Source organism: Methylosinus trichosporium OB3b, from assembly GCF_002752655.1.
Lineage (GTDB): Bacteria > Pseudomonadota > Alphaproteobacteria > Rhizobiales > Beijerinckiaceae > Methylosinus > Methylosinus trichosporium.
The window spans coordinates 3479084-3492529 of the sequence record NZ_CP023737.1 but is presented as its reverse complement, the minus strand read 5'-3'; the positions used below and the strand labels follow the sequence as shown (position 1 = coordinate 3492529).

Genomic DNA, 13446 nt, shown 5'->3' with positions numbered 1-13446 from the left:
GGCCTATTCGTTCGGGAGCGGGATGCTCCGCGCACGTTTCGCCCGAGCGATACAGACACGATTGCGGCCCAGCGTCTTGGCGCGGTAGAGCGCCTCGTCCGCGCGGCGCATCGCATGAGAGAAGGTTTCGTCCGCGGCGATTTCGGCGACGCCGATGCTGACGGTGATCGGGGGCAGGCGCGGCGTGACGTGCAGCGCCGCGGCGCGTCGGATCGTCTCGGCGACGCGTCGTCCTCGAGCGAGCGGCGCGCCATGCAGGAAAACGACGAACTCCTCGCCGCCCATGCGGCCGGCGAGCGCGCCCTCGGGCGTCGTCAGCCGTAGCAGCGCAGCGAAATATCGCAAGACATCGTCGCCGACCGCATGGCCGAATCGATCGTTGACCCGTTTGAAATGATCGAGGTCGAGAAGAACGACCGTCGTCGGATCACGCCCGGCCTTCGCGCTCGCGAGCCGGGACGCGCAAGCAAGGTCGAAACCGCGACGGTTCAAGAGCCCGGTCAATTGATCGGTCTCCGCCGCGCGACGCGCCTCGGCGATCGCCTTTTGCGCGACGATGAGCAAGGTGAGCAGCCCGGCCGCGATCAGCAGAACGCCGGTCGCCGATTGCGAGGCGATCGCATAGGAGCTCGCCACATATTCGCTCGGCGTGCGACCGACGCCGAAGGCGGCCGCGAAAAAGGGCTTCACGAGGAAATGCGCCGCGATCAGCCCATAGAGGCCCGCGAGCGCGATCTCGAGCGCCCCGCGTCGGCTCGCGAGCAGAATGATCCAGCCGCTGCAGGCGCACGCAAAGGCGTAGGGCGTCTGATAGACGAGGTTGAATGCGAGATTGTTCTGCGGCCATTCGGCGATCATCGCGCCGCTGGACAGCGCGGCGCAATAGAGCCCGCCAACGACGCTCCAGCGCGGGCCACGATCGTAGAAGCGGGCGAGAGAGCCGGTCATCAAAAACAGGCCTGCGCAAAAGCCCACATAGTTCAGCGCGCCGAAGAAATTGGGCCAGGGGCTGAAGGGAATGACGAACAGGCTCACCGGCGCCAGCATTCCGAGCATATAGCTCGCGGCGAACCACAGCGCCCGGCGGCCGGCCGGATTGGTCAGCGCGACAAATATGAAGCTCGCGGCGAACAGCGCCGCGATCATGATGTTGACGATGAGAGCGAAGGACGCGCCGAGCATGGGACTCCCGAAGACGCCGGAATACACCTATAAGATTGGCGATACGCGTCATTTTCACGTCCGCGGCAGTCGAGCGGGGCTGGGCCTGCCCGTCTGCCCATCGTTGGAGGACAATAGCTTGCGTTCTATGGACGGGATCGGGAGGCCGATCGACCTCCTCGGCGCATGGCGCGCGACGCCGCTCTATCTGCGCATCGTCGCCGCTGTGGCGCTCGGCGTCGCGACTGGCCTCGCGCTCGGGCCGCAGGCGCAACTTCTCGAGACGCCCGCCAAGCTGGTCCTGCGCCTGCTCGGCGCTCTGGCGCCGCCGCTGATCCTGCTCGCCATCGTGCAGGCCCTCATGCGCGCGCATCTGGGCGGACGGCAGGCGCTGCGCCTCGTCACCCTGCTCCTCGCCAACACGCTCGTCGCCATACTCATCGGCCTCGCCGTCGCCAATGTGGTACAGCCCGGGCGCTGGACGACCGCCGCGCCCGGCGCCGCGCCGGCGAAAGCCGCCGCCGCCGTCGACCCGCTGTCGCAATTGCTCGACAGCGTGCCGAGGAGCATCATTGGGCCGTTCTCGGACAATGGCGCGGTGATGGGCGTCATCTTCATCGCCGTCGCCTTCGGCGTCGCGCTGCGCGGCTTCAAGACGCATGAGGTGCGCACGGTCGAGGACCTCGTGCATGTGGCGCTGTCGAGCCTCATCGTCATCCTGCACTGGATCATCGACGTCGTGCCGCTCGCGGTCTTCGGCCTCGTCGCCAGCATCGTCGGCGTCAAGGGCTTCGGCGACTTCATCGCGCTCGGCGGCTTCTTCATCGCCGTGCTGACGGCGCTGACGCTGCAATTTCTCTATTATTGCGCGCGCATCCGCTTCGGCTCATGGGCTCGCCCGCGCGCTGTCGTCGCCGGCGTGCGCGACGCGCTGCTGATGGCCTTCTCAACCGGCAGCTCCACGGCGACCATGCCGCTCACCTATGAGCGCCTGCGCGACAAGGTGGGCCTGCGCGAGCAATCGGCGAGCATGGGCGCGCTGGTCGGCTCCAATTTCAACAATGACGGCACGGCGCTCTATGAGGCGATGTCGGCGCTGTTCGTGGCGCAATTGATCGGCCTGCAGCTGTCGCTCGGCGACCAGTTCCTGGTGGTGCTGACCTCGGTTCTGGCCTCGGTGGGCGCCGCCGGCATTCCGGAAGCCGGCCTCGTGACCATGACCATGGTGTTCCGCGCCGTGGCGCTGCCGACCGACTACATCGCGCTGCTGCTGACGATCGACTGGCTGCTCGACCGCTGCCGCACGGCGATCAATGTGATGGGCGATGTGACGGTGAGCTGTCTGCTGGATGGGAAGGTGAGGGCGCCGCAAGACCACGCCAGAGATGGCGCAGCGCTTCAATAAAACCGGAAACGCCCCTGCAGCGATAAACAGCACCGACCGAGCGTCTTGCGGACGGTCGGCGGCGCCGGCGGCAGCTTCAGCGAGGAGATGACGCTCGCGGCGATGAGATCATGGGCATCGCTGGAAGAGTCGTCGACCTTCCCCTTGACCACGCGTCCGGCGCTATCGACGCAGAAGCTGACATCCGCCCGCCCACGTCCGAGATTGAGACGCGGCGCATGCTCCTTGATCTGCTGATAAATCGCGCGCTTCCATTGATACAGCTCGGCGGCGGCCGGGTCTTCCGGCTCGCCGAAACCTTCGAAGATAGATTGCGCCACGGCCGGCTGAGCCGACGCCGCCAGAATTGCCGCAATGAAAAGCGTCTTGAACATGGGAACCTCGAAACACTGGGCGATCAATAAGCTATTGCAACAATACCGGATCGGGCGGCGGGGTCAATCAGCCGAGCTTCTGCTTTGTCCCCGCCCCGGCGCCCTCGGCCTCAATAAGCGCGGGCGATCAAAATCTCCTCCACCGCCGGACGGCCGGTGAAGACGCAGGTTCCGCTCGCCGCGCCTTGGCCGAGCGGAATGTTGCGCAAGGTCAGCTTCAGCGCCTTCAGCCGCGTCTCGACCTGCTCCAGCTCGGCGCCGGTCGGCCGCGCCCAGGGCGCGCGCACCCAGCCCTTGAAGGCCGACGCCTCGTCGTCCTCGGCCGCCTTGCCGAAATAATCGGCGATGGCGTCGAAGCTGGTCAGATCGGCGCGGATATTGGCGTCGAGCCGCGCCTTCGCCTCCTCGAACAGGTTTTTCTGAATCTCGGCGAGCAGCGCAGGCGCCGTGGCGAGGAAGTCCGCGCGAGGCATGCCGACCGAGACGATCTTGTCGCCGTCGCGCAAGCGGTCGCGGCGGATCATCGTCACCATGCCGTTAGATGCGTCGCGCGGGCCGATCTCCAGAATGATCGGCGCGCCGCGCCGCGCCCAGTCCCAGCGCTTATTGGCGGCGCGGACCGGCTTCTTGTCGACATGGGCGCGCAAGGGCGCCTTCAGCGCGACGAGATCGTCGAGATCCGCCTTCAGCGCCTCGCAATAAGCGAGCACCTCGGAATCCTCAGGCTTGTCGCGCAGCATCGGCACGACGACGATCTGCTTGGGCGCGATGGCCGGCGGCAGGCGCAGCCCGTCATCGTCGCCATGAGTCATGATCACGCCGCCGACGAGACGCGTCGAGACGCCCCAGCTCGTCGTGTGGCAGAACTCCAGCTCGCCGCTCGCGCCCTGGAAGCGGATGTTCTGCGCATGGGCGAAGTTCGTGCCGAGATAATGCGAGGTGCCGGCCTGCAGGGCCTTGCCGTCCTGCATCATCGCCTCGATGGAGTAAGTGTTCACGGCGCCCGGAAAGCGCTCGTTCTCCGGCTTCTCGCCGGCGATCACCGGCACGGCCAGCACATCCTCGACGATCTCGCGATAGACCTCGAGCATCTTTCGCGTCTCTTCCCGCGCGTCCGCCTCGTCGGCATGGGCGGTGTGGCCCTCCTGCCAGAGGAACTCGCTGGTGCGCAGGAAGAGGCGCGTGCGCATCTCCCAGCGCACGACATTGGCCCATTGGTTGATCAGCACCGGCAAATCGCGATGCGAGCTGACCCAGCGGCGGAAGGCGTCGCCGATGATGGTCTCCGAGGTCGGCCGCACGATCAGCGGCTCCTCGAGCTTGGAGTCGGGATCGACGACGAGCTTGCCGTCCACCGATTTCAGCCGGTGATGGGTGACGACCGCCATCTCCTTGGCGAAGCCTTCGACATGGCTCGCCTCCTGAGCGATGAAGCTCATCGGGATGAACAGCGGAAAATAGCAGTTCTCGTGCCCGGTCTCCTTGATGCGCTTGTCGAGCGCCGCCTGGATCAGCTCCCAGACGCCATAGCCCCAGGGCTTGACGATCATGCAGCCGCGCACCGGGCTGGTCTCGGCGAGATCGGCCTCGGCGACCACCGCCTGATACCATTGGGCGAAATTTTCGTCTCTCGTGACCGACAGGGCGCGTTTCATCTTTGCCTTCGGGGATGTGATTCTGGGCCGAGGGGAGAGATAGCCCAAGGGAGCCGTGATGGCGAGGGAGGCGACGCCGTCCCGGCGCGCGCCCCGCGGCTCTGGATCGCTTCGTCGGCTACGCCTCCTCGCGATGACGGGGTGTTTCGGCCGTCAGCGGCCTCCGAGGCATCTTACGTCCCCAGTCACGACAGGGGCGAAGACTACAGGACATCCGCGCTTTGCGCGATAAATTCGCCGTCTTCGCCCATTGGGTATATAGTTCCGCGCGAGCGTCCCCATCGAGTCCCATGAGGCGCGAGCGGAGCTTATGGCGCGCAAGTGATCGACAAGCTGGAATTCTTCATCACCGTCGCCAAGGAGCGCAGCTTCTCGCGCGCCGCGGAACTGTGCGGCGTCACCCAGCCGACGCTCTCGGCGGGCGTCAAGCAGCTCGAGGACAGTCTCGGCGTGCTGCTGGTCAATCGCTCCTCGCGCTTCCACGGCCTCACCGCCGAGGGCGAGCGGGTGCTGGAATGGGCCAAGCGCATCGTCGCCGACGCGCGGGCGATGCGGCAGGAGGTGCGCGCGCTGAAGGAAGGTCTCGGCGGCCAGCTGAAGATCGCCGCCATTCCCACCGCCCTCACCATGATCCCGGCGCTGACGACGCCCTTCCGCGAGAAACATCCGGGGGTGCGCTTCACCATTCTGACCAGCTCCTCGACCGATATTCTCTCGATGCTCGACAATCTCGAGATCGACGCCGGCCTCACCTATCTCGACAATGAGCCCTTGGGCCGCGTGCGGACGGTGCCGCTGTTTTCCGAGCGCTACCGGCTCTTGACCTCGACGGATAATCCGCTCGGCAATCGCGACAAGGTGACCTGGGCCGATGTCGGGCGCATTCCGCTCTGCCTGCTGACGCCAGACATGCAGAACCGCCGCATCGTCGAGCGGCTGATCCGCGACGCCGGCGGGAACCCGGAGCCTGCCCTCGAGTCCAATTCGGTGATCGTCCTCTTCGCCCATGTGAAGACCGGCCGCTGGGCCACCATCCTACCCGAAAAGCTGGCCGACTCCCTACGCGTCACCGCCCCTTTGCGCGCGATCCCCATCGTCGAGCCCGAGGCCGTCCATGAGATCGGATTGGTGGTCCCGCACCGCGAGCCGACCATTCCGCAAGTGGCCGCGCTCGTGCTGGAGGCCAAGAAACTCGCGAAGAATCCATCGCCTGCGGATTTATAGGGTTCGCCTATCGTACAACGATTCCAGGTTATTGATCAAAACCCGCTTTTGCTGCACTGTTGGGGCAATTACCTAAAAAGGGCGGACGTCGGCCGTCCGGGTCCGCTCTATAAGAATGGGGAAGAAATGTCTGGCGCTGTTCCATGGAACGAGGCGCGGGCGCAGGAGATCATCGACGCCCATCTCGGGCTCGAGGGTCCTGCCCTGCCCATCCTGCATGCCATTCAGGAAGAATTCGGCTATGTGCCCGAGGCGGCGGTGCCGCAGATCGCGCAGTCGCTGAACATCTCCCGGGCCGAGATGCATGGCGTCGTCAGCTTCTACCACGACTTCCGCCGCGCGCCGGCCGGCCGCCATGTGCTGAAGCTGTGCCGCGCCGAGTCCTGCCAATCCATGGGCTCGGAGAAGATCGCCAAGGATTTCCTCGAGCGCGTCAAGCTCGAATGGGGCGGGACCGCCAATGACGGCTCGCTGACCGTCGAGGCGGTCTATTGCCTCGGCCTGTGCGCCCACAGCCCCGGCGCTCTCTACGACAATGAGCCCATCGGCCGCGTCGACGCGGAAATGCTGGACGAGCTGGCGGCGGAGGCGCGCAACTCATGACCAAGGTCTATGTTCCCCGCGATATGGCCGCGCTGGCGGTCGGCGCCAAGCGGGTTCTCGCCGCGATCGAGAAAGAGGCCGCCGCGCGCGGCGAGGCCATTCAGATCGTCCGCAACGGCTCGCGCGGCCTGCTCTGGCTCGAGCCTCTGGTCGAGGTCGAGACGCCGGAAGGCCGCATCGGCTATGGCAATGTGAAGCCCTCCGACGTTCCCTCGTTGTTCGACGCCGGCTTCTTGAGGGGCGGCGCGCATCCGCTCTCGATCGGCAAGGTCGAGGAGCATCCCTATTGGGCCAAGCAGACGCGCGTCACCTTCGAGCGCGTCGGCGTCATCGATCCCGTGAATCTCGACGATTACGTCGCCCATGGCGGCGGGCAGGGCCTCGCCAAGGCCTTCGAGATCGGCCCGGCCAAGGTGATCGAGGAAGTGACGAAGTCGGGCCTGCGCGGCCGCGGCGGCGCGGGCTTCCCGGCCGGCATCAAATGGAAGACGGTCGCCGACGCTCCGGCCGACCGCCGCTATGTCGTCACCAACGCCGACGAGGGCGATAGCGGCACTTTCGCCGATCGCATGGTGATGGAGGGCGATCCCTTCGTCCTCATCGAGGGCATGACGATCTGCGGCTACGCCATCGGCGCGAGCAAGGGCTTCATTTATCTCCGCGCAGAATATCCGCAATGCGCCGAGGTGCTGACCGAGGCGCTGGAGGCGGCGCGCAAGGCCGGCTGGCTCGGCCCGAATGTTCGGGGCTCGGGTTTCGCCTTCGACATCGAGCTGCGCATCGGCGCCGGCGCCTATGTCTGCGGCGAGGAGACCTCGCTGCTCGAGAGCCTCGAGGGCAAGCGCGGCATCGTGCGCGCCAAGCCGCCGCTGCCGGCGCATGTCGGCTTCATGAGCCGGCCGACCGTCGTCAACAATGTTCTGACGCTGGCCACCGCGCCCGCCATTCTCGCCAAGGGCGGCGAATATTACGCTTCCCTGGGCGTCGGCCGCTCGCGCGGCACCATGCCGCTGCAGATCGCCGGCAATGTGAAATTTGGCGGCCTCTATGAGACGCCCTTCGGGCTGACGCTCGGCGAGATCGTCAACGACATCGGCGGCGGCTCGCTCTCGGGCCGTCCCGTGCGCGCCGTGCAATGCGGCGGCCCGCTCGGCGCCTATGTGCCGCCGTCGCTGTTCGACACGCCCTTCGATTATGAGGCGTTCCAGAAGCATGACAGCCTGATCGGCCATGGCGGCCTCGTCGTGTTCGACGACACCGTCGACATGGCGCAGATGGCGCGCTTCGGCATGGAGTTCTGCGCGATCGAAAGCTGCGGCAAATGCACGCCCTGCCGCATCGGCTCCACGCGCGGCGTCGAGACGATCGACAGAATCGTCGAAGGCGTCGATGTGGAAGCCAATATCGAGCTTCTGTCCGATCTCTGCCACACGATGAAATTCGGGTCCCTCTGCGCGCTCGGAGGTTTTGCGCCCTATCCTGTCGAGAGCGCTCTTCGTCATTATCCGGAAGATTTCCGCAAAGCGACGCTTCCCGCCGCCGCCGAGTGAGGAGCAAGAGCCATGAGCCTCGTCAAAGAAACCGATTACGGCACGCCTGCCTCGAAGTCGGAAAAAGAAGTCACTCTGACCATCGACGGCGTATCGGTCACCGTGCCCGAGGGCACGTCCATCATGCGCGCGGCGATGGAGGTCGGGACCGAGATTCCGAAGCTCTGCGCCACCGACAGCCTCAAGGCTTTCGGCTCCTGCCGCCTCTGCGTCGTCGAGATCGACGGCCGTTACGGCACGCCGGCCTCCTGCACCACGCCGGTGCTGCCGGGCATGAGCGTCCATACGCAGACGCCGCGCCTCAAGGCGATCCGCCGCGGCGTGATGGAGCTCTATATCTCCGACCATCCGCTCGACTGCCTCACCTGCGCCGCCAATGGCGATTGCGAGTTGCAGACCATGGCCGGCGCGGTCGGCCTGCGCGACGTGCGCTATGGCTATGACGGCGCCAATCACGTGTTCGCGCGCAGCCGCAAGGACGGCGCGGCCAATTTCGAATGGATGCCGAAGGACGAGTCGAACCCCTACTTCACCTATGACCCGTCGAAATGCATCGTCTGCAATCGTTGCGTTCGCGCCTGCGAGGAGACGCAAGGCACTTTCGCGCTGACGATCGACGGCCGCGGCTTCGACAGCCGCGTCTCTCCCGGCATGGCCGAAGCCTTCATGGAATCGGAATGCGTCTCCTGCGGCGCCTGCGTGCAGGCCTGCCCGACCGCGACGCTGACCGAGAAGTCGGTGATCGCCATCGGCCAGCCGGAGCATTCGGAGGTCACCACCTGCGCCTATTGCGGCGTCGGCTGCACCTTCAAGGCGGAAATGCGCGGCGAGGAGATCGTCCGCATGGTTCCCTGGAAGGACGGCAAGGCCAATCACGGCCATAGCTGCATCAAGGGCCGCTTCGCTTACGGCTATGCGCTGCACAAGGAGCGCGTCACGACGCCGATGATCCGCGACAAGGCGACCGATCCCTGGCGCGTCGTCTCCTGGGAGGAGGCGATCGCCTTCGCCGCCGATCGCTTCAAGGCGATCCAGGAGAAATACGGCAAGCGTTCGGTCGGCGTCATCACCTCCTCGCGTTGCTCGAATGAGGAGACCTATCTCGTTCAGAAGCTGACCCGCGCCGGCTTCGGCAACAACAACACCGACACTTGCGCGCGCGTCTGCCATTCGCCGACCGGCTATGGCCTCAACCAGGCTTTCGGCACCTCGGCCGGCACGCAGGACTTCGACTCGGTCGACGACTCGGACGTCATCCTCGTCATCGGCGCCAATCCGACCGACGCGCATCCGGTGTTCGGCTCGCGCATGAAGAAGCGCCTGCGCGACGGCGCCAAGCTCATCGTCGTCGATCCGCGCCGCATCGATCTGGTGCGTTCGCCTCATATCGTGGCGAATCATCATCTTGCGCTGAAGCCAGGAACGAATGTCGCGATCGTCACCTCGCTCGCGCATGTGATCGTCAAGGAAGGCCTCGTCAATGAAGCCTTCGTCCGCGAGCGCTGCGATTGGGACGAGTTCCAGGATTGGGCGGCTTTCGTCTCCGACGATCGCAACAGCCCCGAAGAAGTCGAGAAGCTCTCGGGCGTTCCGGCAGAAGACATTCGCGCCGCGGCGCGTCTCTACGCCACCGGCGGCCGTGCGGCGATCTATTACGGCCTCGGCGTCACCGAGCACAGCCAGGGATCGACGACGGTCATGGCGATCGCCAATCTCGCCATGGCCACCGGCAATCTCGGCCGCCGCGGCGTCGGCGTGAACCCGTTGCGCGGACAGAACAATGTGCAGGGCTCCTGCGACATGGGCTCGTTCCCGCACGAGCTGCCGGGCTATCGCCACATCTCCAATGAGGCGGCGCGCAAGACCTTCGAGGAGGCCTGGGGCGTCACGCTCGACAATGAGCCCGGCCTGCGCATCCCCAATATGTTCGACGCGGCGATCGCCGGCGAGTTCATGGGCCTCTATTGCCAGGGCGAGGACATTCTCCAGTCCGATCCGGACACGAAGCATGTCAGCCGTGCGCTCGAGGCGATGGAATGCGTCATCGTGCAGGACCTCTTCCTGAACGAGACCGCGAACTACGCCCATGTGTTCCTGCCGGGCGCGTCCTTCCTCGAGAAGGACGGCACTTTCACCAACGCCGAGCGCCGCATCCAGCGCATCCGCAAGGTGATGAGCCCGAAGAACGGCTATGGCGATTGGGAGATCACCCAAATGCTCGCCAAGGCCTTCGGCCTCGACTGGAGCTACTCGCATCCGAGCGAGATCATGGACGAGATCGCGCGGCTGACCCCGACCTTCAAGAACGTCTCCTACGAGAAGCTCGACGAGGTCGGCTCGGTTCAGTGGCCGTGCAACGACGCGGCGCCGGAAGGCATGCCGATCATGCACATCGAGGGCTTCACCCGCGGCAAGGGCAAATTCGTCATCACCGAATATGTCCCGACCGACGAGAAGACCGGACCGCGCTTCCCGCTGCTGCTGACGACGGGCCGCATTCTCTCGCAATATAACGTCGGCGCGCAGACTCGCCGCACCGACAACAGCCGCTGGCACGAGGAGGATGTCCTCGAGATCCATCCGAGCGACGCGGAGTTGCGCGGTGTTCGCGACGGAGATTGGGTGCGTATCGCCAGCCGCGCCGGCGAGATCACGCTGCACGCCAAGGTCACCGACCGCATGGCGCCGGGCGTCGTCTACACCACCTTCCATCACCCGCTCTCGCAGGCCAATGTGGTCACCACCGATAATTCGGATTGGGCCACCAATTGCCCCGAATATAAGGTGACGGCGGTGCAGATCTCGCCCTCCAACGGCCCGACCGAATGGCAGGAGCAATATCGCGAGATGGCCGAGAACGCCCGCCGCATCGCCACCACCGCGGCGGAGTAAGGCGGAACGCCGGGCGCCAATCCTTCTCCCGCAGGGCGGGAGAAGGTGGCCCTCGCGTCAGCGAGGGTCGGATGAGGGCCCGCGCCGTCGACCAACCATGTCGGCGACGGGCCTGGATCCATCCGCGACACGACGAGGCCCCTCATCCGACCCGGCCATAGCCCGTCGCTTGCGACGGGCGTCCTGACAGACGCCCTATGGCCGGACCACCTTCTCCCGCATGCGGGAGAAGGGGCGCGCACTGGAGAAAGATCGAGGATGACCGACGAGCTGCCCGCGCCCAGCATTCGCGTTCCGTGCGTCGCACGGCGCAATGACGCGGCTTCGGACAGCTTTCGCGTCATCCCCGAAGAGACGCCGATCGCCTTCACCTATGGCGGCTCGACCCATGCCGTGATGATGGCGACGCCCGCCGATCTCGAGGATTTTTCGCTCGGCTTCGCTCTCACCGAAGGACTGATCGACAGCGCCGACGAGGCGGGCGAATTCGAGATCGTCTCCTCCGACGCCGGAATAGAGCTGCGCAGCTGGCTCGCTGGCGGACGACAGGAGGCCTATGCCGCGCGCAAACGCTCGATGGCCGGGCCGACCGGCTGCGGCCTCTGCGGCATCGAGAGCCTCGAGCAGGCGAGCCGACCACTGCCGGTTCTCGACAATGCGCTGCGTGTTCCGGCGGTGGCTTTGATCGCGGCGATGGACCGCCTGCCCGGGGCGCAGCCGCTCAATCGCGAGACGCGCGCCGTTCACGCCGCCGCCTTCTGGGCGCCCGGCGACGACGCGCTGATCGTGCGCGAGGACGTCGGCCGCCACAATGCGCTCGACAAGCTCGCTGGCGCGCTGGCGCGTCAGGGCGTCTCAGCGGCGCAGGGCGTGGTGCTGATGACCAGCCGCGTGTCGGTCGAGCTGGTGCAAAAGGCCGCGCGCATCGGCGCGCCGGTCATCGCCGCCGTCTCCGCGCCGACGGCGCTCGCCGTCCGCACGGCGGAAAAATGCGGCGTCACCCTGGTCGCCGTCGTGCGCGGCCGCGACTTCGAAATCTTCACCCATCCCGAACGCATTCTGGAGCAGGTCTCGTCCCATGTCGCATAACACCGCCGAGAAGCTCGTCAAAATGGCCAATCAGATCGGCGCGTTCTTCGCCGCCCAGAGACATTCGGACGCGGTCGCCGGCACGGCGGAGCATTTGAAGAAATTCTGGGACCCGCGCATGCGCGCCGGCATCATCGCCCATGTCGAGCATGGCGGCGAAGGCCTCGACACGGTGCCGCTCCAGGCCGTGCAGAAGCTCGCCGGGAAATAGAAGCGAATAGCGAGCAGATCGGCGCTCGGCTTTTTCTATTCGCTACTCGCCCTTCCCCCGCAGTCTCTCCAACACCGCTTTCGTCGCGAACCCGTCCGCCGGCTGCAGGCCCACGCTCAGCTGAAAGGCGTGAACGGCGTTGCGGCTCGTGCGGCCGAGCTTGCCGTCGATCGTCCCGCGATAGAGCCCGCGGGCGGCGAGCAGGCGTTGCATTTCCATGCAATCGGCGGTCGAGAGCGCAGCGACCTTCGGCCAAGGCGCGATCGGCGCCTTGCGCCCGGCGATGCGCTCCGCCAAGAGCGCCACCGACAGCGCATAGGCGTCCGACGTATTGTATTGGCGGATCGCCTCGAAATTATCGGTGATCAGAAAAGTCGGTCCGGCGGCGCCCGCGGGCTGAAACAGGCTCGCCGCGCCGCTCTCGGGCAGCCTCCCGCCGTCGGCCTGCGAAAACCCGGTCGCTCTCCATTGCGAGAGATCGAGATCGAGCGCGCCATAGTCGAAGGTGGGAGGAACCACGACCTCGATGACGGGCGGAAGCCCCGCGACCCAGCCGGATTCTTTCAAGAAATTACCGATCGAGGCGAGGGAGTCGAGTCGGTTCGTCCAAATATCGGCGGGACCCTCGCCGTCATAGCTCTGCGCGAATTTCAGATAGGCCGAGGGCAGGAACTGCGGCTGCCCCATAGCGCCGGCCCAGGAACCACGCAGGCGCTCCCGCGCGACATAGCCCCGCTGCAGCATCACCAGAGCCGCTATATATTCGTCGGAGAACACCGTTCCCCTGTGGCCGCCATAGGCCAGGGTCGCGAGCACGCTCAGAGTGTCGGCGGCTCCGGTCGCGGAACCGAAATTGCTTTCCACTCCGAGAATGGCGAGCAGCGTCGTCGAAGCGACGCCGCTGCGCTGTTCGATCCGCGCCAATGGCGCGGCCAGTTCTGTGGCGAGGCTGCGGCCGCGCGCGACGCGCGCCGGCGTGAGCGCGCTCGACAGATAAGATGGTATAGAGATAGTAAATTCCGCTTGTGTGTGCGGGCGTTGCAAGACGCTCGTCTCTATACTCGAGCTTTCGACCGCTCGATCGAAGACTTCGCGCGAAACGCCCGCACGCTCCGCCGCCGGCCACAAATTCTGCAGGAAAGCCGCGAGACCGCTGTCGTCCCGCGCGCTCGCGGCGCCGCAGCAAACCGCTATAAAGCTAAAAAATACAATTAGATGCTTCAAATATACCCCGCCCCGGCCTAGGCCTGGGGCGCCGCGGCGCCGCGCGAGCTCCGTCGGC

General features: G+C 65.8%; 11 protein-coding genes. 7 read left to right on the top strand and 4 right to left on the bottom strand.

Annotation, left to right across the window (positions count from 1 at the left end):
* Positions 1–3: 3 nt before the first annotated feature.
* Entirely contained in the window at positions 4–1182 is a 1179-nt protein-coding gene (locus CQW49_RS16700; protein WP_003614374.1) for a GGDEF domain-containing protein, read from the bottom strand.
* 127 nt (positions 1183–1309) lie between these two features.
* On the opposite strand from CQW49_RS16700, the gene CQW49_RS16695 reads away from it, so the two are divergent.
* A complete protein-coding gene (locus CQW49_RS16695) occupies positions 1310–2566 on the top strand; it encodes a dicarboxylate/amino acid:cation symporter (RefSeq protein ID WP_040566387.1) in 1257 nt (418 codons plus the stop codon).
* Here CQW49_RS16695 and CQW49_RS16690 read toward each other — a convergent pair.
* A complete protein-coding gene (locus CQW49_RS16690) occupies positions 2560–2940 on the bottom strand; it encodes a hypothetical protein (RefSeq protein ID WP_003614376.1) in 381 nt (126 codons plus the stop codon). The genes CQW49_RS16695 and CQW49_RS16690 overlap by 7 nt on opposite strands.
* 110 nt (positions 2941–3050) lie before the next feature.
* Complete coding sequence (proS, locus tag CQW49_RS16685; protein WP_003614377.1) at positions 3051–4595, bottom strand: proline--tRNA ligase; 1545 nt, start codon at positions 4593–4595, stop codon at positions 3051–3053.
* A gap of 321 nt (positions 4596–4916) precedes the next feature.
* Between proS and CQW49_RS16680 the strand changes: the two genes are divergently transcribed.
* The 6 genes from CQW49_RS16680 to CQW49_RS16655 all read left to right on the top strand — a co-directional run bounded on the left by CQW49_RS16680 (position 4917) and on the right by CQW49_RS16655 (position 12164).
* Positions 4917–5819, top strand: coding sequence for a LysR family transcriptional regulator (locus CQW49_RS16680; RefSeq protein ID WP_003614378.1), 903 nt, complete (start codon positions 4917–4919; stop codon positions 5817–5819).
* 126 nt (positions 5820–5945) lie between these two features.
* Positions 5946–6422 (top strand): formate dehydrogenase subunit gamma, encoded by a 477-nt coding sequence (locus CQW49_RS16675; RefSeq protein ID WP_024749572.1) that lies wholly within the window; start codon positions 5946–5948, stop codon positions 6420–6422.
* On the top strand, positions 6419–7972 hold the full coding sequence (locus CQW49_RS16670) for a formate dehydrogenase beta subunit (protein WP_003614380.1): 1554 nt from the start codon (positions 6419–6421) through the stop codon (positions 7970–7972). The genes CQW49_RS16675 and CQW49_RS16670 overlap by 4 nt, the downstream gene beginning before the upstream one ends.
* Positions 7973–7984: 12 nt before the next feature.
* Positions 7985–10864, top strand: a complete 2880-nt coding sequence (gene fdhF / locus CQW49_RS16665) for a formate dehydrogenase subunit alpha (RefSeq protein WP_003614381.1) — start codon at positions 7985–7987, stop codon at positions 10862–10864.
* 258 nt (positions 10865–11122) lie between these two features.
* On the top strand, positions 11123–11953 hold the full coding sequence (fdhD, locus tag CQW49_RS16660) for a formate dehydrogenase accessory sulfurtransferase FdhD (RefSeq protein WP_003613005.1): 831 nt from the start codon (positions 11123–11125) through the stop codon (positions 11951–11953).
* Positions 11943–12164, top strand: coding sequence for a formate dehydrogenase subunit delta (locus tag CQW49_RS16655; protein ID WP_003613007.1), 222 nt, complete (start codon positions 11943–11945; stop codon positions 12162–12164). Before fdhD ends, CQW49_RS16655 begins: the two co-directional genes overlap by 11 nt.
* Before the next feature lie 42 nt (positions 12165–12206).
* Here CQW49_RS16655 and CQW49_RS16650 read toward each other — a convergent pair whose 3' ends face one another.
* Positions 12207–13388, bottom strand: coding sequence for a lytic murein transglycosylase (locus CQW49_RS16650; RefSeq protein WP_024749573.1), 1182 nt, complete (start codon positions 13386–13388; stop codon positions 12207–12209).
* Positions 13389–13446 lie beyond the last annotated feature (58 nt).